A 21,451-nucleotide genomic window follows, 5' to 3' on the forward strand; every position below is an offset into this window, starting at 1 on the left:
CAATGTTTCGCGCAGGAAACAGATCACTCACCCTCGCGACGGAACGGTGCGACGCCGCTCCCGGAGGCGACCGAGGTGACCGATGCCACACCCCACCTGGCCCTCAGACGGGGAGCCTGGCCGCCTCGATCAGCTCCTTGACCACGGAGGCGCAGCCACCGCAGCCGGTGGTCGCACGGGTCTTCTCGCGCGCCTCCTCGAACGTCCGGCAGGCACGGATCCGGCCAGCGCTCACGCCGGCGCAGGCGCACACCTCGGCCTCGTCCGGGAGCAGGATGGAGCTGTCGCCCTCGGGGCGGTCGTTCATCAGCAGCTCGCCCGGCTCGGAGTCGGCCAGGATCGTGCGGCGGTCGAAGAGCTGCGTGATGAGCCCGATCCGGGACAGGTCGCCGATCAGCGTGCCCGCGACGATGACGTTGCCGTCGACGACGAGCTTGCGGTGCGTGCCGACGATCGGGTTCGTGACCTCGACGATGTCGCCCTCGGTGTGCTCCGGGTCGCCGAGCACGGCGACGTCGAGCCCGGTGGCGCGCAGTCGTGCGACGGAGCGGGAGCCCTCGTACTTCACGTCCTCGCCGGTCAGGTGGGCCGCGAGCAGGGACGCCTGCTCCCAGGCGGGCGGGACGAAGCCGGTGACCTTGCCACCGTGCTCGGCGCAGTCGCCGATCGCGAAGATCGCGTCGTCGTCGACCGACTGGAGCTGGTCGCCGACGACGACCCCACGACGCACGGTGAGGCCGGCGCGACGGGCCAGGGCGGTCGACGGACGGCCACCGGCGGTGAGCACGACCAGGTCGGTCTCGAGGGAGAAGCCGTTGTCCAGCTTGAGTCCCTCGTCGGTCAGCCGCACTGCACGGGCGCCCGTGTACACCTCGGTGCCGAGCTTCTTGAGGTGGCGCTTGAGGACGACGCCACCGCGACGGTCCACCTGCTGCGAGAGGAGGTGCTCGGTGCCCTCGACCACCTCGGTCGCGACACCGCGCACGCTCAGCGCGCGGGCGACCTGCAGGCCGAGGAGGCCACCGCCGACGACGACGGCGCGCGAGCCCTCGGGCAGGGCCTCGACTGCCTCGATGAGCCGCTCGCAGTCGGCGAGGCTGCGGAAGGCGTGGACCTTGGGGTGGAGCGAGCCGTCGAGCTGCACGAGGCCGCGGATCGGGGGAAGGGTCGGGATGGCGCCGGTGGCGAGCACGAGCTTGTCGAACTCGATCTTCGTGCCGTCGACGAGCATGACGTCGCGCAGCTCGCGCTCGATCTCCAGGACGCGGGCGCCGGTGCGCAGCTCGACTCCCTGGGCGGCGTACCACTCCGGCTGGCGCAGGGTCAGCGCGTCGATCGGGTGCGTGCCCTCCAGCACGGCCGACAGCAGGATCCGGTTGTACGCCGGGTGCTCCTCGTCGCCGAGCACGATGATGTCGCCGTCGTACCGGCGCGCGACGAGCTCCTCGACGAGGCGGGTCGTGGCCATGCCGTTGCCGACGATGACCAGCCGCTCACGCTTGTTCATGCTGTTGCCGCACCTTCCGACGTCGCGATCCGGGCCGCGCAGACCTTGAACTCCGGCATCCGGGAGTAGGGGTCGAGCGCGTCGTTCGTCAGCTTGTTGGCCCCCACCCAGTGGAACGGCACGAAGACCGTGTCCGGGCGGATGGTGGTCGTGACCCTGACGGGAGCCACCATGACACCACGACGCGTCTCCAGCGTGACCGACATTCCGTCGACCAGACCGGAACGTCGCGCCAGCGACCGGTGCATCTCCACGAAGGCGCCGTCGTCGGGGAGGTCCTTGATCCGGCGGGTCTGTGCACCGGACTGGTACTGCGCGAGCACGCGGCCGGTGGTGAGGTAGAGCGGGAAGTCCGCGTCCGGTTCCTCGGCGGGACCCCCGTGCTCGACGGCGATGAAGTTCGCACGCCCGTCGGGCGTGAAGAAGCGGTCGGCGAAGAGGCGCTCGGTACCGACGGTGCCGTCCTCCCCGGCGACACCCGCGGGCGCCGGCCAGAAGACACCCTTCTGCGAACGGATCAGGTCGTAGGTGATCCCCGAGTAGTCGGCCTTGCCACCGGCGCTCGCACGACCCAGCTCGGCGAAGATCTCCTCGACGTCGGTCGAGAACGTGACCGGTGACTTCAGCCGCTCCGCGAGGCCGCTGATGATCTCGAGGTCGCTGCGTACGCCGGCCGGCGGCGTGATCGCCTGCTGGCGCAGGATCACCCGGCCCTCGAGGTTGGTCATCGTGCCGCTCTCCTCCGCCCACTGCGTGATCGGCAGGATGACGTCGGCACGGGCCGCGGTCTCGCTCATCACCATGTCGCACACGACCAGGAGGTCCAGGGCGTCCAGGCGCTCCCCCACGTGGTTGGCGTTGGGCGCACTGACGATGATGTTGGAGCCGAAGACGAGCAGCGCCTTGGGACCGTCCTCCTGGCCCAGCGCGTCGAGCAGCTCGTACGCCGAGCGGCCCTTGCCCGGGAGAGTGGCCGGGTCGACGCCCCACACGCCGGCGACGTGCTCGCGCGCGGCCGGGTCGTCGATCATCCGGTAGCCCGGGAGCTGGTCCGCCTTCTGGCCGTGCTCGCGACCGCCCTGGCCGTTGCCCTGCCCGGTGAGGCAGCCGTAGCCGGCGTACTTCTTGCCGGGCATGCCGAGAGCCAGCGCGATGTTGATCCAGGCCACGACCGTGTCCGCGCCCTGTGCCTGCTGCTCCGCGCCACGGGCGGTCAGGATCATCACCTTCTCGGAGGTGCCGAGCAGCTCGGCGACCTCCCGCAGCTCGTGCGCGGAGATGCCGGTGACGCGCTCGCCCCGCTCGGGCCACCAGGCCATGACCGACGCCTTGACGGCGTCCCAGCCGGTGGTACGCGCCGCGACGTACTCCTCGTCGACGTGGCCGTTGCCGATGACGAGGTGCAGCAGCGACTGTGCGAGCGCGAGGTCCGAGCCGGGCACCGGCTGCAGCACGATGTCGGCGTTCGTGGCGGTCGATGTCTTGCGCGGGTCGATCACGATGACCTTGCCACCGCGCTCCCGCAGGGCGTTGAGGTGTCGCGCCGCGGGCGGCATGGTCTCGGCCATGTTGGAGCCGACCAGGACGAGCACGTCGGTCTGCTCGATGTCGGCCAGCGGGAAGGGCAGGCCGCGGTCCACGCCGAAGGCGCGGATGCCGGCATTGGCCGCAGAGCTCATGCACCAGCGACCGTTGTAGTCGATCTGTGACGTGCCCACCGCGACGCGCGCGAACTTGCCGAGCTGGTAGGCCTTCTCGTTGGTCAGGCCGCCTCCGCCGAAGATGCCGACCGCGTCCGGGCCGTGCTCCTCGCGGAGGTCCGCGAGACGACCGGCGACGTAGTCGAGGGCGTCCTCCCACGACGCCCCGCGGTACTCCCCCGTGACCTCGTCCCGGATGAGCGGCGTGGTCAGGCGCTCGGGGTTCTTCAGCAGCTGGGCCGAGGTGAAGCCCTTGCGGCACATGGCGCCCTGGTTGACCGGGAACTCCGCCCACTCCGAGACCTCGACCGAGGCACGCTTCCCCTCCGGGCGGGTCAGGCGCATGCCGCACTGCAGCGAGCAGTAGGGGCAGTGGGTGGTGGTGCTCATCGGGTTCTCCTCGCGGGTGGCGGGATCGTGGCTCGGCCGGCAGGGACCGGCGTGTGCAGTCAGATGCGGGCGTGCGCCAGGCTCGGGATGCGGTCGGTGAGGACGTGCTTGCGCGTGAACACGAACCAGGTCAGGGCGAGGCAGAACACGTAGTAGCCCGCGAAGGCCACGAACGCCGTCCGGACCGCCGCGAACGGGTCAGCCACCCACGGCGCGCCGAACGCCATCGGGATCAGGAAGCCGCCCAGGGCACCGACCGCACCGGCGATCCCGATGACCGCGGAGGCCTCCTTGGTGGCACGGACGACGCCGGCTTCGTGCTCCTCCGGCGTCTCGGCGCCGGCGGTGTGCTTGTGGCGCCAGATGAGCGGGATCATCCGGTACGTCGAGCCGTTGCCGATGCCGGTCGCGGCGAAGATGAAGGTGAAGCTCGCCAGGAACCACACGAACAGGTGCTGGTTGCCGAGCGCGATCGCGGGGTCCTTGGCCGGGTTCGGCACGACCTGCGCGAGCGTCGCCAGGACGCCGACGGTGCCGAGGATCATCGCCAGGAACGCCCACAAGGTGACCCGTGCGCCGCCGAGGCGGTCGGCGAGCCAGCCGCCGACCGGGCGGAACAGCGCGCCCACGAGGGCGCCGATGAACGCGTACCAGGCGAAGTGGATGCCCACGACCTGAGCGGTCGCGGGGTCGATCACCGAGAAGTTGAGGCGGATCAGCAGGGGCATCGCCGCGGCGTACCCGATGAACGAGCCGAAGGTGCCGATGTACAGCAGCGCCATCACCCACGTGTGCCTGTGGCCGAAGAGGGCCAGCACCGCCCGCGGGCTCGACTTCACGTCGCGGAGGTTGTTCATGTTCCGGTACGCGAGCACCGCCGCGAGCGTCGCGAGGCCGGCGTACAGGTAGGCCGCGACCTGCAGGTGCAGCACGCCTCCCTTGACCAGGCCGAAGCAGCCGCCCGCGCCGACCACCATCGGCACGACGAACTGCATGACGGCGCCGCCGAGGTTGCCACCCGCCGCGTTGAGGCCGAGCGCGAGGCCCTTGGCGCTCGCCGGGAAGAAGAAGTTGATGTTGGCCATCGAGGAGGCGAAGCCGCCGCCACCGAGGCCCACCAGCAGAGCGATGCCGACGAAGGCGATGTATGGAGTGCCCGGGTGCTGCACGGCGTACGCGAAGGAGAGCGTCGGCAGGAGCAGCAGCGCGGTCTTCACGGTGGTCCAGGTGCGACCGCCGAGACGGCCCAGGAGGAACGTGTACGGCAGGCGGAGCAGCGCGCCGACCAGGTTCGGCAGGGCGACCAGGCCGAAGAGCTGGGCGACCGAGAAGTCGAACCCCTGGAACGGCAGGTAGGCCGCCAGCACCGAGAACAGCAGCCAGACCGAGAAGCCGACGTGCTCGGCGAGGATGGAGCAGGCGAGGTTGCGGCGCGCCACCGTGCGGCCGACCGCCGCCCAGTAGGCCTCGTCCTCGGGGTGCCACTCGTCGATCCGCGTGCCACCAGCGGGGACGGCCGCACGGGCCTGCGGCGGGCTGAGCAGCGACGGCGTCACGACGAACTCCTCGAAATCGGGTACTCGTTCACGCTAGGAGCCACGGATTTCGGCGCCGTTCCCCCATGTAACGGGCAGGTGACAAGGTCCGCTCACCGCACACACCTCCCTCAGGAGCACCCGCCGTGCCCGCGGCAACACGAACGCCGCACGCCGCCGGGGAGCTGGCCCGGCGACGTGCGGCGTGGTCAGGAGGTCACATCAGATGTCGGCGTGACCGAGGGACTTGCCACCCTTGCGGATGTAGTTGAACCAGGTGACGACCAGGCAGACCGCGTAGAAGGCCGTGAAGATCAGGAAGGCCGTCTTGCAGGCCGCGACCGGGTCGGTGACCCACGGCGAGCCGAAAGTGATCGGGATCAGGAAGCCACCGATGGCACCGATGGCGCCGGCGATGCCGATGACACCCGAGGCCTGCTTCGTCGCCTTGAGCAGCGCCGCGTGACGCTCCGGCGTGCCCTCCTCGGTGGACTCGACCGCGTGGTGCTTCTGGATGAGCGGGATCATCCGGTACGTCGAGCCGTTGCCGATACCGGTGGCGGCGAAGACGAAGAGGAAGAAGCCGAGGAAGAGACCGAAGTGGTGCTTGTTCTCGTTGACCGCCGCCACGACCTCCGGCTTGTAGCCCGGGAAGGTCGACGGGTCGGCGACCCAGCCCGCGAGGACGTCGGCCGGCGGGACCGGGACCGGCGTGAGTCCGGTGAGCGACCAGTAGATGCCGAGCGTGCCCAGGATCATCGCGATGAAGGTGTAGAGCGTGACCTTCGCGCCACCGAACTTGTCGGCCAGGACGCCGCCGACGGGGCGGGCGACGGAGCCGACGAGCGCACCGAGGAAAGCGTAGTAGACGAAGTTGATGCCGAGCGGCTCGGCGGTCGGCACCGGCTGGCGGAAGAAGTTGATCTTGATCAGCAGCGGCATCGCGGCGGAGTAGCCGATGAACGAGCCGAAGGTGCCGATGTAGAGGAACGACATCACCCAGGTGTGCTTCTGCTTCAGGACCGGCAGGAGGTCCTTCGGCGAGGACTTCGCCTCACGCAGGTTGTTCATGAAGAAGAACGCAGCGCCGGCAGCGACGAGCGCGAGAGCGATGTAGAGGAAGCCGGCGTACTCGAGGTGGACGTCCGGGACCTTCTTGCCGTCGACCATCTTCGTGGCCAGCTTGAAGAGGCCGAACGCACCGCCCGCACCGACGATGATCGGCAGGAAGAACTGGATGATCGCGACGCCGAGGTTGCCGCCGGCCGCGTTGAGGCCGAGGGCCTTGCCCTTCTCCGCCGCGGGGTAGAAGAAGTTGATGTTCGCCATCGACGAGGCGAAGTTGCCGCCACCGAAGCCGGCGGTCGCGGCGATCAGGATGAACGCCCAGAACGGCGTGTCCGGGTTCTGCACCGCGACGACGTACAGGACGGTCGGGATGAGCAGCAGGAGCGCGCTGATGACGGTCCAGTTGCGACCGCCGAACTTGCCCACCGCGAAGGTGTAGGGGATGCGGATCAGGGAGCCGACGAGGTTCGGCACCGCGACCAGGAAGAACAGCTGCTGCGGCGTGAACACGAAGCCCTGCTTCGCGAGGAGCGCCGCACTGACGCTCCACAGCAGCCAGACCGAGAAGCCGAGGTGCTCGGCGAAGATGGACCAGAGGAGGTTGCGCTTGGCGATGGCCTTGCCACCGTTGGCCCAGAAGGACTCGTCCTCAGGACGCCAGTCCTCGATCCAGGTGCCGCCCTTGGCGGTCACGACGGCCGGCGGGGCCGTGTATTCGGTAGTGCTCACGTCAGACTCCAGACGCTTTGCCGGCGATCCGCAGCGGCAGCTCTGACGCTGCGGCTTCCCCGGGGGTGGGTCTCCGGTGCTGTCCACCGGGTTGGCAGAAACGTAGGAAGCGGACGTTGCGGCGGGCGTCACCTGTCGCACGGCCCCGGGTCAAGAAATCCTCACCGCTTCACTGACCCCCGGTGACGGCGGTGTTTCGCCGCATTACAGGCCGGAAAACCGGCATTCACCTCACGCTTGTGCCTGCCTTCACAAGCGTGAGGGCGTCGCCTCACGCAGCGTGAGGCCGTGCGTCCGCCGGCGAGGTCGCACGAAATGCAACAGGCCCCCGGCACAAGCCGGGGGCCCGTCAGCGCATCGTGCGCAGGGACTCAGGAAGCGAGCACCTCGTCGAGGAGGGCCTCGGCCTTGTCCTCGTTGGTGTTCTCGCAGAGCGCCAGCTCGGAGACGAGGATCTGGCGCGCCTTGGCCAGCATCCGCTTCTCGCCGGCCGACAGGCCGCGGTCACGCTCGCGGCGCCACAGGTCGCGCACGACCTCCGACACCTTCATGACGTCGCCCGAGTGCAGCTTCTCCAGGTTGGCCTTGTAGCGGCGCGACCAGTTGGTCGGCTCCTCCACGTGCGCCGCACGCAGGATGCTGAAGACGCGGTCAAGACCCTGCTTGTCCACGACGTCACGAACGCCGACCAGGTCCAGGTTGCACGACGGCACGCGGACGACGAGGTCCTGCTGTGCGACGATGCGAAGGACCAGGTACTGCCGCTCTTCACCCTTGATGGTGCGGTACTCGATGTCCTCGATGACGGCCGCCCCGTGATTCGGGTAGACAACCGTTTCGCCGACGGTGAAAGTCATATGTCAGGTACCCCTTCCTAGGTGACTAGTCTAACACGTGTCGCGGACACGTCTTTCCTGCGTTTTCGCTGGTCAGCGCGGTAATGAAGGCTTGACAGATGGACGGGCCCTGTGGTGGGGCCCTGGTTTCGAACAGGTGTGCGCTTCCGGTTCCGGACCGGGCCGTGTCCCCCGATCGGCTCGAACCGGCGTGACCCAGCGCACGTCCACCCCCTGCTCGGTGAATACTGGGGCGCATGTCCGCCAAGTCGATCCGGCTCCCCCGCAAGCGTGCTGCGGCACCGCGTCCCGGCCGCGCCACGCGGCGCCTGCGCCTGCCCGCGCGCGCCGACCTCGCTCGCAGCCTCCCGGTCAGCCTGTTCCGCGCCAGCCACCCCCGGCAGGCCGGCCTGACCGCACTCTTCGTCGCCGCTGGAGCAGCCCTGGCCGGCCGCTCGTTCGGCCAGGTCTTCCTTGTCTTCGTCACCGTGCTCACGGGCCAGGCGATCCTCGGCTGGCACAACGACCTGGTCGACGTGGCCCGCGACCGACGCCACCAGTTCCCCGGCAAGCCGATCGCCCAGGGCGTCGTCGACCACGGCTCGGTGTGGTTCGCCCTCACCGTCGCCGTGCTGCTCGTCGTCCCCCTGTCCGTCGCGAACGGTGTGATCGCGGGAGCGACCCACCTGTTCATCATCGGCATCGGCCTGGTGACCAACTCCGGCGTGCTCCGGCGTACGCGCTTCTCGTACCTGCCCTGGATGCTGAGCTTCGCCCTCTGGCCGGCCTTCCTCTCCTACGGCGGCGCCCACGGCACCGAGGGAGGCGACCCTCCGTCGATCCTGCTGACCGTGCTGGCCGCCCTGCTCGGACTGGGGGTCCATGTGCTCGTCTCGCTGCCCGGCCTGGTGACCGACAACGCCGACGGGATCCGGCACTTCCCGCTCGTCGTGGCCCTGCGGACCGGGGCCCCGCGCCTGCTCCTGATCGCGGGCATCTGGACCGGCGTGGTCGGAGTGGGCATTCTCATCACGGGCGCCACCCTCGGCGTGGCCCGCTGAACGCTACTCTTAGCCCGCACTGACGACTTTGACGAAGGCCTCATCGATGCTGATCAGCAACCGGACCGCGCGCCTCATCGGCGCTGGCGCGCTCCTTCTCGCCGCCCCCGCGCTCGCTTCCTGCACGGAGCAGGCGACCGACCACATCTACACGGCGGCGGTGGGCACCAACGACCGCGACGCGTCGGTCGACGTCCTCAACGCGGTGATCGTGGCCAACGACGCCACGCCCGGCAAGGGCACCCTCGTGGTCACCCTCGTCAACAACCGCGTCGTCCCGGCGGGCTCGACCGAGGACGCCACGGACAAGCTCGTCGCCGTCACGGGCGACGTGAAGGGCACGGTCGCCGAACCCGTCGCGATCCCGGCCGGCGACCACGTCGTCCTCGCCACCGCGACGTCGACGGTCCCCGCGACCGCGCCGGGCATCCCGGTGACCGGCACCTTCAAGCTGGGTGACTTCGTCGACGTCGAGTTCGACTTCGCCGACGCCAAGGCCGTCACCCTCCAGGTGCCCGTCGTCGAGAACCGCGCCGGTTCGCAGTTCGCCGGCCAGAACGGCGCTCCCGACGCGGCCGTCCCCATGCAGGGCGAGACCTTCGAGCAGTTCGACGAGAACGCCGTCAAGGCGGCCGGCGAGGCGCCCGCGTCCGAGGAGGCCACCCCGGCCGCCGAGGGCGAGCAGGGCACCAAGGCCGGCAAGGCCAAGGCCAACGACTGATGACGTACACCCTCGTCCTGCTCCGCCACGGCGAGAGCGAGTGGAACGCGCTGAACCTGTCCACCGGCTGGGTCGACGTACCGCTCAGCGAGAAGGGCTTCGCCGAGGCCGTCAACGGCGGCCAGCTCCTCGCTGACGCCGGCGTCCTGCCGGACGTCGTCCACACGTCGCTGCTGCGCCGCGCCATCGCGACGGCCGCGGTCGCCCTCGACAAGGCCGACCGCCACTGGATCCCGGTCCGCCGCGACTGGCGCCTCAACGAGCGTCACTACGGCGCGCTCCAGGGCAAGAACAAGTCCGAGACGCTCCAGAAGTTCGGCGAGGAGCAGTTCCAGCTGTGGCGCCGTTCCTACGACGTCCCGCCGCCGGAGCTCGCCGACGACGACCAGTACTCCCAGGTCGGCGACCCGCGCTACGCGGACATCGACGTGCCGAGGACCGAGTGCCTCAAGGACGTCGTCGCGCGCCTCGTGCCCTACTGGGAGGAGGCGATCGTCCCCGACCTGAAGGCCGGCAAGACGGTCCTCGTCACCGCCCACGGCAACTCCCTGCGCGCGCTGGTGAAGCACCTCGACGGCATCTCCGACGACGACATCGCGGCGCTCAACATCCCGACGGCCCAGCCGCTGGTCTACCGCCTGGACGAGTCGCTGAAGCCGCTGGTCCCCGGTGGCGAGTACCTCGACCCGGAGGCCGCTGCCGCCGCTGCTGCGGCGGTCGCGAACCAGGGTCGCTGATCACCGCTGCGATCACTGAACCACCTCGAAGCGGGGCTTGCGCGTTGCGCAAGCCCCGTTTTCGCGTCAGCCCTCCTCGTCTCGGCGCGGCACAGGCCCCGTCTCGGCGGGGTGGCCTCAGGGGCGCTCGCCGGTGATCACGTAGTCGACACGCTTGGCGACGGAGACGGCGTGGTCGCCGATCCGCTCGTAGTAGCGGCTCAGGAGCGCGAGGTCCACGGCGGGCTCGACACCGTGGCTCCAGCCCGGACCGACGATCTGCTGCAGCAGCGTGGCACGCAGGTCGTCCATCTCGTCGTCGAGCGCCCGCAGCGCGACGAGGCCCGCGATGTCGCGCTCGGCGACGATCGACGCGGTCCGGCCCATCATGTCCACGGCGATCTCCGACATCCGGAAGACCACGGGCGTCAGCTCGTCGGGCACCGCGACACCGGGGACGCGGAGCCGGGCCACCTTCGCGACGTGCACGGCGAGGTCGCCGGACCGCTCGATCTCGGAGCCCATCCGGAGCGCGGCGACCACCGTCCGCAGGTCGCCGGCCACGGGCTGCTGCAGCGAGAGGATGCGGAAGCAGCGGTCCTCGACGCGGTCGCGGCGCTCGTCGACGTCGAGGTCGCCACTGATGACGCGCTCGGCAGCGGCGCCGTCTCCTGCGAGCAGTGCCTCGGTGGCCTGGCGGACGGCGATCTGGACGGTGACGCACAGCTCGGCGAGCTCGTCGAAGACGAGGTCGAGCTGCTCGGAGAAGTGGTGACGCATCCGAACAACCTAGCGACAGCGGATGACCAGCCGGGGTCATGCGGTGAACGCCGGGCGAATTCTTGCGAGCAGGCGTCCAGACGGGCAACACAGGGTGACGCGGTGCGTACGATCGCGACGTGAATCCGGAGCTGCTGCAGGCGATCCTCGCCGCATCCGCGGGCTTCGCCGTCGGCGGCGGCGGCGTCCTGGCCTGGCACTATAGCGAGCGGGCCCAGTCGCGCGAGCCGCAGGCGCCGGCCCTCGTCGTCCCCCCGGGGGTGACGTCGGTGCTCTCCGTCCTGCGGTCCAGCGCCGTGGTCGTCGACGACCAGGACGTCGTCCTCAAGGCCAGCGCGCCGGCGTACGCGTTCGGGCTCGTGCACGGCAGCGGCATCAGCGACGAGCAGCTCGCGGACCTGATCCGCCAGGTCCGGCGCGACGGCCAGATCCGCGAGGCCGAGCTCGAGCTCCGGATGGGCACCCGCAACCAGGTCCGCCACGTCACCGCCCGGGTCGCCCCGCTCGGCTCCCGCCTCGTGCTGGCGCTGCTCGAGGACCGCACGCGCGAGCGCCGCGTCGACTCGATCCGCCGCGACTTCGTCGCCAACGTCAGCCACGAGCTCAAGACCCCCGTCGGCGCCATCAAGCTGCTCAGTGAGGCGGTCCACGACGCATCCGACGACCCGGAGGCGGTCGAGCGCTTCGCGGGCCGGATGCTCAAGGAGAGCGACCGGCTCACGCACCTGGTGCAGCAGATCATCGACCTGTCCCGCCTCCAGGGCGACGAGCCGGTCGCGCAGCCCGAGCCGGTGTCGGTCGACGAGATCATCGCGGTCGCCATCGACACCAGCGCGATCGACGCGCAGGCCAAGGGCATCTCGGTCGTGGCCGGCGGCGACGCGGGCCTGCTGCTCAGCGGCAGCAAGGACCAGCTCACCATCGCCGTGAGCAACCTCGTCGCGAACGCCGTCAACTACTCCCGCGAGGGCTCGACCGTCGCCGTGGCTGCCCGTGGCCTGGCCGACACCATCGAGATCTCCGTGACCGACCAGGGCATCGGCATCCCCGCCGGGGACCTGGACCGCATCTTCGAGCGGTTCTACCGCGTCGACCCGGCACGGCACCGCTCCACCGGCGGCACCGGACTGGGTCTGTCCATCGTCAAGCACGTCGCCGCCACCCATGGCGGCGAGATCAAGGTCTGGTCCGTCGAGGGGCAGGGATCCACCTTCACCCTGTCCCTCCCCCGTTCCGTCCCCCACCAGGAGGAGAGCTCATGACCCGCGTACTCGTCGTCGAGGACGAAGAGAGCTACATCGACGCCCTGACGTACATGCTGCGCAAGGAAGGGTTCGAGGTCGCCGTCGCCACCAACGGCAACGACGCGCTGACCGAGTTCGACCGCAACGGCGCCGACATCGTCCTTCTCGACCTCATGCTCCCGGGGCTGCCCGGCACCGAGGTGTGCCGCCAGATCCGGCAGACCTCGTCGGTGCCGGTGATCATGGTCAGCGCCAAGGACGACGAGGTCGACAAGGTCGTCGGGCTCGAGCTCGGCGCCGACGACTACGTCACCAAGCCCTACTCGCCACGCGAGCTGGTGGCGCGCATCCGCGCGGTCCTGCGCCGTGGTGCCGACACGGGAGACCTCGCTCCGCAGACCCTCGAGGCCGGCCCGGTCCGGATGGACGTCGAGCGCCACGTCGTCACGGTCGACGGGGTCGACACCCGGCTGCCGCTCAAGGAGTTCGAGCTGCTCGAGATGTTCCTGCGCAACCCGGGGCGCGTGCTCACCCGCGGTCAGCTGATCGACCGGGTCTGGGGCTCCGACTACGTGGGCGACACCAAGACCCTCGACGTCCACGTCAAGCGGCTGCGCGCCAAGCTCGAGCCCGACCCGTCCGAGCCGAAGTTCCTGGTGACGGTCCGCGGCCTGGGCTACAAGCTCGACCTCTGACCCGACCCGGGGCTGCCCTGACGGCGCATGGACACGAGGTGTAGACCTGTGTCCATGCGCCGCACTGTCTTCGACGAGGACCACGAGTCCTTCCGCCAGACCCTCCGCTCGTTCATCGAGGCCGAGGTCGTCCCCCACTACGACGAGTGGTTCGCCGCCGGCATCGTGCCGCGCGAGCTCTACACGAAGCTGGCCGACCTGGGCCTCTTCGGCATCTCCGTCCCCGAGGAGTACGGCGGGGCCGGCATCGACTCGCACAAGTTCGAGGCGATCCAGTACGAGGAGACCACGCGCGCCGGCGTCCTCTTCGGCGGCTCGGGCGTCCATGTCCTCCTCGCCCTGCCCTACATCAAGATGCTCGCCACCGAGGAGCAGAAGCAGCGCTACCTGCCGAAGTTCGTCACCGCGGAGGAGATGTGGGCGCTCGCGATGACCGAGCCGGGCACCGGTTCCGACGTCGCGGGCATGCGCAGCACCGCGAAGCTGTCGGAGGACGGCACCCACTACGTCCTCAACGGCGCGAAGACCTTCATCACCGGCGGCGTGCACGCCGACCGCGTGATCGTCTGCGCCCGCACCAGCCCGCCGAAGGAGGACGACCGCCGCTTCGGCATCTCGCTCTTCGCGGTCGACACCTCGCTCCCCGGCTACTCCGTCGGCCGCAAGCTCGACAAGCTCGGCCTGCGCACCTCCGACACCGCCGAGCTGGCCTTCGTCGACGTCAAGGTGCCGGTCGAGGACCTGCTGGGTGAGGAGAACAAGGGCTTCGCCTACCTCGGCGTCAACCTCGCCTCCGAGCGCTGGGGCATCGCCTACGGTGCCTACGCCCAGGCGGCCGCCGCGGTCCGCATGGCGCAGCAGTACGTCGAGCAGCGGCAGATCTTCGGCAAGCCGGTCGCGTCGTTCCAGAACTCCAAGTTCGAGCTCGCCGCCTGCAAGGCCGAGGTCGATGCGGCCCAGGCCGTCGCCGACCGTGCCCTCGAGGCACTCGACGCGGGCGAGCTCACGCCCGCCGAGGCGGCCTCCGCGAAGCTCTTCTGCACCGAGGTGGCCCACCGGGTGATCGACCGCTGCCTGCAGCTGCACGGCGGCTACGGCTACATGAACGAGTACCCGATCGCCCGGCTGTACGCCGACAACCGCGTCAACCGGATCTACGGCGGAACGTCCGAGGTGATGAAGACGATCATCGCCAAGGACATGGGCCTCTGAGCCACCCACGGCACGACGAAGGGGCCTGCGCGATCGCGCAGGCCCCTTCGCCGTCGGGCCTCAGGCCTCCGTCGGCCGCAGGTGCTCGAAGGCGGCCAGGTTCGCCGTGGGCTCGCCGTGGCTGAGCCGCCACTCCCATTCCTTGCGGATGGAGGAGGCGAAGCCCAGCTCGAGGATGGTGTTGAAGCTGTTGTCGGCGACGGAGAGCACCGTGCCGAGGATGTTGTCGAGGTCGTCGGCCGTGACCGCGCTCAGCGGGAGGCGCGCGTCGAGGTAGATGTCGCCGTCCTTGTCGACGGCGAACGCCACCGCGAAGAGCCGGAGGTTCTTCTCGAGCAGCCAACGGTAGACGCCGACGTGGTTCTCGTCGGGGTTGCGGCAGACGAAGGCGTGGATGCCGAGCGCATGGGGGCCGAGGTCCAGGCGGACCGGGGTCTGCAGCTTCTTCTCTCCCGGCAGGGAGAACGACAGCTGGCCGGGCGTCTTCTCGTCGTACTCCAGGCCGTTGTCCTCGAGCCAGGTGCGGACGACGGCGAGCGCCTCCGCCGGTACCGGGTTCTGCAGGTCGTCGTGTGCGTCCGTCATCGGATCGCCAGCTCCTCACGCATCAGGCGGGCCGCCTGCTCGTAGACCTCGAGCGTGCGGTCGGCGGTTCGTTCCCAGGAGAAGTGTCGCGCCTGCTCGCGCGCACCGATGGACAGGTTCAGCGCGAGGACCGGGTCCTCGATGATCCGGCGCAGGGCGTTGGCCCAGTCACGCGCCTCGTGCGTCGGCACGAGGAGTCCCGAGTGCCCCTGCCGTACGACGGTCGGCAGGCCGCCGACGTCGGCGGCCACGACCGGCGTGCCGGTCGCCTGCGCCTCGACGGCCACCAGCCCGAAGGACTCGTTGTAGCTCGGCACGGCGACCAGCGTCGCGGCGGCCATCCACAGCGCGAGCTCGGACTGCTCGACCGGCGGCACGAAGCGGACCACGTCGGCGATGCCGAGGTCGCGCGCCAGGTCGGCGAGTGCCGTGGGGTGCTCCAGGCCGGAGCCCGAGGGTCCACCGACCACGGGCACGACCAGCCGGGACCGCAGCGCGGGCGTCTCGGCGAGGAGGACGGCGACGGCACCGAGCAGGACGTCGGGTGCCTTGAGCGGCTGGATCCGGCCCGCGAAGAGCAGGATGTGCGCGTCGAGCGGCAGCCCGAGCGCCTCGCGCGCCGCGGCCTTGTCGACCGGGACGAAGCGGTGCAGGTCGACGCCCGGGTGGACCACCTCGACGCGCGCGGGCTCGGCGTCGTACAGGTTGATGAGCTGCTTGGCCTCGATGTCGGTGTTGGCGATGAGCACGTCGGCGGCCTCGACGACCTGCTCCTCGCCGATGACGCGGGCGGCCGGCTCCGGGGTGTCGCCGGCGGCGAGCGACTCGTTCTTGACCTTCGCCATGGTGTGCATCGAGTGGATCAGCGGCACGCCCCAGCGGTCGCGGGCGAGTGCGCCGACCTGCCCCGAGAGCCAGTAGTGCGAGTGGATCGCGGCGTAGTGGCCCGGGCGCTGCGACGCCTCGGCACGCATCACCTCACGCGCGAACGTGCACATCTGGCCGGGCAGCTCGGTCTTGCCGAGCCCCTCGAACGGACCGGCGTGGATGTTGCGCACGAGGATCCGGTCGCCCGCCTCCACGACCTGCGGCGCGCGGGAGGAGGTGGCACGGGTGAAGACGTCGACGGCGATGCCGCGCTCCGCGAGGCGGCGCGAGAGCTCCAGGACGTAGACGTTCATGCCGCCCGCGTCACCGGTGCCGGGCTGGTCGAGCGGCGAGGTGTGCATGCTGACCATCGCGATGCGGGTCATGCAGCCTCCTTCGTCTCGTCCGGGCCCTGCTGCCCGGGGCGTCCCGGTCTCTGCCGGGGCCCCAGCCGCGACAACGACCGGTGTGGTTCAACCATTCCCGTTCCGTCGCCGGCGCACGCATCGGGCGCGCGCGGCCGGAGCGGCGGTCAGGCGAAGACGATGGTGCGGGCGCCCGTCATCAGGACGCGGTCCTCCGCGTGCCGGAGCACTGCCCGCGACAGGACCAGTCGCTCGACGTCGCGCCCGTGGGCGACCAGCTGCTCCGCGGTCCACGCGTGGTCGACGCGGGCGACGTCCTGCTCGATGATCGGGCCCTCGTCGAGGTCGGCCGTGACGTAGTGGGCGGTCGCGCCGATCAGCTTCACGCCGCGGGCGTGGGCCTGGTGGTAGGGCTTCGCGCCCTTGAAGCCGGGCAGGAACGAGTGGTGGATGTTGATGATCCGGCCGGGCAGCGCCGAGCAGAGGTCGTCGGAGAGGACCTGCATGTAGCGGGCCAGGACCACGAAGTCGACGGCGTGCTCCTCGACCAGCGCCAGCAGTGCGGCCTCCGCGGCGGGCTTCGACTCCTTCGTCACCGGAATGTGCACGAAGGGGATGCCGTGGCGCTCGGCAATCGGCTGCAGGTCGGTGTGGTTGGAGACGATCACCGGGATGTCGACCGGGAGCTCGCCGTTCTCCCAGCGGTAGAGGAGGTCGAGCAGGCAGTGGTCCGCCTTGCTGACCATGAGCAGGACCCGTCGGCGCTGCGCCTCCGGGCGCAGGGTCACCGTCGTGTCGTACGCCGCGAGGGCGTCGTCGAGGAGGCTGCGGACCGCGCCGAGGTCGCTGATCGGCGAGTCGAACTCGGTGCGCATGCTGAAGGTGCCCGTGTCCGGGTCGGTGTACTGCTTGTTGTCGACGATGTTGCCCTGCGCCTGCACGACGCCTTCGGCGAAGGCGCGGATGATGCCGGGCTGGTCGGGGCAGCTGAGGGTCATGACGTAGCGCTCCATGGTGCGCACCATCATCGCCTACGTGCCTGCAGCCCTCTCAGGCGCGCCTCGCCCCGGGTCCAGGCCTGCCACGCCATGACACCGGCAAGGAGCGAGAGCAGCGTCGCGAGGAGAGGGATCCGGTTCTCCAGGTGCGGGTAGATCTCCCAGTGCACCAGGTAGATCCACATCGACGACGAGGCGAGCGCACCCACCAGCGGCACCACGCGCGCCGGCAGGCGGACCTCGCGCAGCCAGAGCAGCGCGAGCACGCCGAGGATCACGTAGGCGTCGCGGGCGGGCTCGTGCTCGAAGAAGCTCCAGACGCTGCCGACCGCGAGGGCGCTGACCACGAGGCGCTGCCGCACCGTCGCCGCACGTGCCGCAGCCCACCCCAGCGCGAAGAGGAAGAAGACGACCTGCGCGCGGTGCATGTAGTCACCGCCGCCGAGGTGCCATGCCCCGATCGTGAAGACGCGCTGGTCGAGGTCTCCCCCGGGCCAGGCACGCAGGCCGTAGCGCGGGACGAGGCCGACCAGCACGAGTGCCACGGGGAAGGCGAAGCGGTGACGGCGGCTGATCCGGTCGAGTGCGGGCACCGCGAGCAGCGCCGTCGCCGCGAGCATCAGCAGCAGCGCGACCTCGATGAACCAGTAGCGCCACTGCGGGTTGACCCAGTGGCCGGGACCGAGCAGCCAGTTGAGCAGGAGCACCTGCTTCCAGCCGACCCCCTGCTTGTACGTCGCCACCACGCCGATGACGAGGACGGCCGGGAGCGCGATCCGGCCGACGCTGCGGAGCGCGGCGCGGGTCCGCTCGGCACGGGGCAGGTCGACGTGGAACCGCGAGTAGTTGAACCCGAGGACGGCGAAGAGGGTGTGCGCGCCCCCGAGGAGGACGAAGAGGTTGGCATGGCTGCCGACGATCGTGACGATCGCCAGCGCCCGCAGCAGCACGGTCGTCTCGACCGTCCGGGCGGCGCCGAGCCACCGCGCGACGGGCCCGGCCGGCCGCGCCGCCAGGGACGCCCGGGCACTGGCCGGGAGGGCACAGCCGGCGAGCTCCTCGGCCGTGCGCGCGGTCCAGTCCGATGGCAGCGTCCCGAGCAGCGCCTCGAGCCGCAGCGACGCCTCGACGTAGGAGAGGGAGTCGCCGCCGAGCGACCGGAACGAGTCCCCGGGCCCTGCCGCCTTCCCGAGCAGGGCGGCGAAGAGCGCAGCCACACCGGCACCGTCGACGGTCTCCGGCTGCTCGGTCTCCGGCTGCTCGGTCTCCGGCTGCTCGTTCTCCGGAGGCGCGGCCTGGGCGACCAGCGCGCGGTAGTCGACCTTGCCGCTGGCCAGGCGCGGCAGGTCGACGGGCGTCAGCAGGCGTACGCCGGCCGGCGGCAGCCCCGTCGCCTCGCGCACCGCACGGAGGACGGCGGGCACGTCGACGCGGGCCGCGCCGGCGGCGACGGCGACCACGAGGTCGTCGCCCCCGTCGGCGACCGCGGCCACCACGCCGTTCGCCGCGAGAGCGCGCTCGACCCGGTCCAGGTCGACCCGCAGGCCGAAGACCTTCGCGATCCGTGCGCACCGCCCGACCACCTCGAAGAGGCCGTCGTCGCGCTGCCGGCCGAGGTCACCGGTCCGCAGCTCGTGGACGGTGCGGCCGAGGGCCAGCTCGGCGGTGGACGTGGCGTAGCCGAGCATGACGTTGTCCCCGCGGTAGACGAGCTCCCCGACGTCGGGGTCGCCGGTCAGGTCGGGCCGGGGCTCGATGGCGAGCGAGCCTCCCGGGATCGGGATGCCGATGGTGCCCGCGGCGTCGGCGGCGAGGTGCGGCGGCAGGAACGCCATGCGGGCGGTGGCCTCCGTCGCGCCGTACATGACCACGAGGTCCCAGCCGTGGGCCGCGCCGCGGGCGGCGTGCCGGCGTACCGCGTCGGGGGCCAGCCGACCTCCGGCCTGGGTGAGGTAGCGGAGGGTCGGCAGCTCGGTGCCGGTGAAGCCGAGGGACTCGAGCATGTCGAAGGTGTGGGGCACCCCCGGGAAGGTGGTGACACCGGCGGCCCGGGCCTCGTCCCAGAAGCGGGGGTCGGTGACCGAGCGCTCCGTGAGGTGCACCGTGGCGCCCGCCACGAGGTGGCTGTGCACCACGCTCAGGCCGTAGCAGTAGTGCACCGGGAGGGTGGTCGCGGCGACGTCGTCAGGGCGGATGCCGAGGTACTCGGCGATGGCCCGCGCGTTGGAGAGCAGGTTGTCGTGGCTGAGCCGCACCAGCTTCGGGCTGCCCGTGCTGCCGCTCGTGGAGAGGAGCAGCGCGAGGTCGGGGTGCAGGTCGTGCGCGCTGGTGGCGCGGTGCTCGACCAGCCCGGCCGGACCCCACTCCACGTCCGGGTCGTACGCCGCCGCCAGGCCGTCGCGGGCAGCGCCCGGACCGGTGAGCAGCACCGGCGAGCCCGCAGCCAGCGCCCCGAGCCAGGCGACGAGCGCGTCCGCGTCGTTGGCTGCTTCGAGGAGCAGCAGGCGTGGCGCGGGCCCGAGCCGCCGGGCGAACGCCGCGACACGCCCGGCCAGCTCGGCGTAGGTGATGCCGTCGGCCGTGCCGCTCCCCGTCAGCGCCGTGCAGTCGCCGTGGCGGGCGAGCAGGCGCACGAGCCCCGCGCCGCGGCGTTCGCCGGCCGGGAGGTCGTGGGGGTGGATGACGGACACCGGAGGAGTGTATTAGGCAAGCCTTACCTGTGTCGCCGCGATCTGCGTCACGCGGGTCACGTGCGATCTGGCAGACTCCCCGCATGCAGACGATCGGTCTTGTCGGTGGCATGAGCTGGGAGTCCAGCGCGGAGTACTACAAGCTGCTCAACACGGGCGTCGAGTCACGCCTGGGTGGCCTGCACTCGGCCCGGACCGTGATGGCGTCGGTCGAGTTCGCGGAGCTCACCGCCCTCCAGGAGGAGGAGCGCTGGGACGACGTCGCGGAGATCCTCGCCAAGGCCGCGCGCGGCGTCGAGGCCGCCGGCGCCGACTTCCTCATGCTCTGCACCACGACGTTCCACCGCGTCGCCGAGCAGGTCGAGGCCGCGATCGACATCCCGCTGCTGCACCTGGGCGACGTCGTGGCCGAGGCCGTGAAGGCGCAGGGCATCGAGAAGGTCGCCCTGATCGGCACCATGTTCGCGATGTCGCGCACGTTCTTCACCGACCGGATCGCCTCCCACGGGCTCGAGGTGATCGTGCCGTCGTCCGAGTACCACGACCAGATCAACGCGGTCATCTACGACGAGCTGGTCCACGGCAAGGTCCTCGACTCCTCACGCAAGCGCGCGGTCAGGCTCGTCGAGCACCTGTGGGACCAGGGCGCCGGCGGCGTGATCCTCGGCTGCACCGAGCTCGAGCTGCTCGTGAAGCAGTCCGACGTCGACCTCCCGATCTTCCCCTCGACCACGCTGCACGTGAGCGCCGCGCTCGACCGCGCGCTCGCCTGACGCCTGCGACGTCACGTGGCCCGCCGGAGCCCCTTGGGGTGCGGGCCACATGACGTGTGCGGGCGCGGGCCGTCGCCGGTCAGGACTCCGGCGTGGACTGGTGGAAGCGCTGCACCCAGGTGTGGCCGGCACGCAGCCAGAGCGAGCTGGTCAGCACCGAGCCGCCCCCGCCACTGACCCGCCCGAGCACGAGCAGCGCTCCCGCAGCCAGCCGCTCGACCCGGGTCAGGTCGAAGCTCACGGGCTCGTCGTAGGGCGCGATCGCCTCGACCGCGTCGTCGCGCGACCACAGCACACCCGAGGCCGGGATACCCGACCAGTCGGCAGCGAGGAGGCCGGCGACGGCGGCCGGGTCGCGGCGTACCTCGTCGGTGAGGAGGGAGCGCTCGAGGGCGACCACCTGCTCCTCGTCGCTCATCGCGGCGTCGCCGAAGAGGTCCGGCTCGGGCTGCACGACCGTAGGCGCGTACGCCGCGTGGGCCTCACCGCGCGCCACCTCGGGCACGCCGGTGCCACTGAAGCCAGGGCCCGGGTCGGGGGCGATGCCCTCCTTCCAGGAGGCTGCGGCGGCGTTGGCGAGCTTGTCGGCGGCCTCGTTGAGCTCGTGGCCGGCATGACCCTTGACCCATTCGAAGCGCACGTTGGGGCGCATGGCGGCGTCGAGGGCCTTCATGATCTCGACGTTCATGACCGGCTTGCCGTCGGCCTTCTTCCAGCCCTTGCGCTTCCAGCCCGGCATCCACTTGGTGATCGAGTCGATCGCGTAGCGGCTGTCGCAGTAGATCAGCAGGTCCTCGTCGAGGTGCGCGGTCTGCTGGAGGAGGTCGAGGACGCCGGTGAGCTCACCCATGTTGTTGGTGCCGTGCGCCCAGCCGCCGCACGCCCAGTGCTGCTCGTCGACGTACCAGGCCCAGCCGGCGGGGCCGGGGTTGCCGAGGGCAGAACCGTCTGCAGCAGCGATGATCGTCACGGCCCGGAT

18 protein-coding genes are annotated in these 21,451 nt (G+C 70.7%); 7 read left to right on the plus strand and 11 right to left on the minus strand.

Translation table 11 applies throughout. The annotated features are described in order from the left end of the window. Nucleotides 1–103 precede the first annotated feature (103 nt). The 5 genes from Q5722_RS05315 to Q5722_RS05335 form a co-directional block, all read right to left on the minus strand. Nucleotides 104–1,507 carry an FAD-dependent oxidoreductase gene (locus Q5722_RS05315; RefSeq protein WP_305027170.1) on the minus strand — a complete coding sequence of 468 codons (1,404 nt, stop codon included), beginning with the start codon at nt 1,505–1,507 and terminating at the stop codon, nt 104–106. Next, complete coding sequence (locus Q5722_RS05320; protein WP_305027171.1) at nt 1,504–3,597, minus strand: molybdopterin oxidoreductase family protein; 2,094 nt, start codon at nt 3,595–3,597, stop codon at nt 1,504–1,506. The genes Q5722_RS05315 and Q5722_RS05320 overlap by 4 nt, the downstream gene beginning before the upstream one ends. A gap of 59 nt (nt 3,598–3,656) precedes the next feature. Beyond that, nucleotides 3,657–5,153 carry an MFS transporter gene (locus Q5722_RS05325; RefSeq protein ID WP_305027172.1) on the minus strand — a complete coding sequence of 499 codons (1,497 nt, stop codon included), beginning with the start codon at nt 5,151–5,153 and terminating at the stop codon, nt 3,657–3,659. A 201-nt stretch (nt 5,154–5,354) separates the two neighbouring features. Further along, nucleotides 5,355–6,929, minus strand: coding sequence for an MFS transporter (locus Q5722_RS05330; protein ID WP_305027173.1), 1,575 nt, complete (start codon nt 6,927–6,929; stop codon nt 5,355–5,357). Nucleotides 6,930–7,300: 371 nt separating this feature from the next. Next, the gene (locus Q5722_RS05335; protein WP_131585943.1) at nt 7,301–7,786 is read right to left on the minus strand and encodes a CarD family transcriptional regulator; all 486 of its coding nucleotides are present in this window, start codon (nt 7,784–7,786) and stop codon (nt 7,301–7,303) included. A 236-nt stretch (nt 7,787–8,022) separates the two neighbouring features. Between Q5722_RS05335 and Q5722_RS05340 the strand changes: the two genes are divergently transcribed. Genes Q5722_RS05340 through Q5722_RS05350 form a run of 3 tightly spaced genes read left to right on the plus strand, consistent with a single transcriptional unit; the run spans nt 8,023 to nt 10,284 of the window. Then, nucleotides 8,023–8,826 (plus strand): UbiA prenyltransferase family protein, encoded by an 804-nt coding sequence (locus Q5722_RS05340; RefSeq protein WP_305027174.1) that lies wholly within the window; start codon nt 8,023–8,025, stop codon nt 8,824–8,826. Nucleotides 8,827–8,872: 46 nt separating this feature from the next. After that, entirely contained in the window at nt 8,873–9,547 is a 675-nt protein-coding gene (locus tag Q5722_RS05345; RefSeq protein ID WP_305027175.1) for a hypothetical protein, read from the plus strand. Then, nucleotides 9,547–10,284, plus strand: a complete 738-nt coding sequence (locus Q5722_RS05350; RefSeq protein WP_305027176.1) for a phosphoglyceromutase — start codon at nt 9,547–9,549, stop codon at nt 10,282–10,284. The genes Q5722_RS05345 and Q5722_RS05350 overlap by 1 nt, the downstream gene beginning before the upstream one ends. Nucleotides 10,285–10,401: 117 nt before the next feature. On the opposite strand, the gene phoU is transcribed toward Q5722_RS05350, so the two are convergent. Continuing rightward, nucleotides 10,402–11,043, minus strand: a complete 642-nt coding sequence (phoU, locus tag Q5722_RS05355; protein WP_305027177.1) for a phosphate signaling complex protein PhoU — start codon at nt 11,041–11,043, stop codon at nt 10,402–10,404. A gap of 119 nt (nt 11,044–11,162) precedes the next feature. On the opposite strand from phoU, the gene Q5722_RS05360 reads away from it, so the two are divergent. Genes Q5722_RS05360 through Q5722_RS05370 form a run of 3 tightly spaced genes read left to right on the plus strand, consistent with a single transcriptional unit; the run spans nt 11,163 to nt 14,194 of the window. Then, on the plus strand, nt 11,163–12,305 hold the full coding sequence (locus Q5722_RS05360) for a sensor histidine kinase (RefSeq protein WP_305027178.1): 1,143 nt from the start codon (nt 11,163–11,165) through the stop codon (nt 12,303–12,305). Next, complete coding sequence (locus tag Q5722_RS05365; protein ID WP_305027179.1) at nt 12,302–12,982, plus strand: response regulator; 681 nt, start codon at nt 12,302–12,304, stop codon at nt 12,980–12,982. The genes Q5722_RS05360 and Q5722_RS05365 overlap by 4 nt, the downstream gene beginning before the upstream one ends. 54 nt (nt 12,983–13,036) lie before the next feature. After that, nucleotides 13,037–14,194 (plus strand): acyl-CoA dehydrogenase family protein, encoded by a 1,158-nt coding sequence (locus tag Q5722_RS05370; protein WP_305027180.1) that lies wholly within the window; start codon nt 13,037–13,039, stop codon nt 14,192–14,194. Nucleotides 14,195–14,254: 60 nt separating this feature from the next. On the opposite strand, the gene Q5722_RS05375 is transcribed toward Q5722_RS05370, so the two are convergent. From Q5722_RS05375 to Q5722_RS05390, 4 genes are all read right to left on the minus strand, one after another. Beyond that, the gene (locus Q5722_RS05375) at nt 14,255–14,779 is read right to left on the minus strand and encodes a type III secretion system chaperone family protein (protein ID WP_305027181.1); all 525 of its coding nucleotides are present in this window, start codon (nt 14,777–14,779) and stop codon (nt 14,255–14,257) included. Beyond that, nucleotides 14,776–16,032 (minus strand): D-inositol-3-phosphate glycosyltransferase, encoded by a 1,257-nt coding sequence (gene mshA, locus Q5722_RS05380; RefSeq protein ID WP_305027182.1) that lies wholly within the window; start codon nt 16,030–16,032, stop codon nt 14,776–14,778. The genes Q5722_RS05375 and mshA overlap by 4 nt, the downstream gene beginning before the upstream one ends. Before the next feature lie 146 nt (nt 16,033–16,178). Then, the gene (purU, locus tag Q5722_RS05385) at nt 16,179–17,024 is read right to left on the minus strand and encodes a formyltetrahydrofolate deformylase (RefSeq protein WP_305027183.1); all 846 of its coding nucleotides are present in this window, start codon (nt 17,022–17,024) and stop codon (nt 16,179–16,181) included. 11 nt (nt 17,025–17,035) lie between these two features. Then, the gene (locus Q5722_RS05390) at nt 17,036–19,699 is read right to left on the minus strand and encodes an AMP-binding protein (RefSeq protein WP_305027184.1); all 2,664 of its coding nucleotides are present in this window, start codon (nt 19,697–19,699) and stop codon (nt 17,036–17,038) included. Between the two features lie 83 nt (nt 19,700–19,782). Between Q5722_RS05390 and Q5722_RS05395 the strand changes: the two genes are divergently transcribed. Continuing rightward, entirely contained in the window at nt 19,783–20,472 is a 690-nt protein-coding gene (locus Q5722_RS05395; RefSeq protein WP_305027185.1) for an aspartate/glutamate racemase family protein, read from the plus strand. Between the two features lie 79 nt (nt 20,473–20,551). Here the strand turns inward: Q5722_RS05395 and Q5722_RS14930 are convergent, their stop codons facing one another. Continuing rightward, nucleotides 20,552–21,442, minus strand: coding sequence for an RNase H family protein (locus tag Q5722_RS14930; RefSeq protein ID WP_369415011.1), 891 nt, complete (start codon nt 21,440–21,442; stop codon nt 20,552–20,554). Between the last annotated feature and the right edge of the window lie 9 nt (nt 21,443–21,451).

It is taken from the genome of Nocardioides jiangxiensis (assembly GCF_030580915.1).
GTDB lineage: Bacteria > Actinomycetota > Actinomycetes > Propionibacteriales > Nocardioidaceae > Nocardioides > Nocardioides jiangxiensis.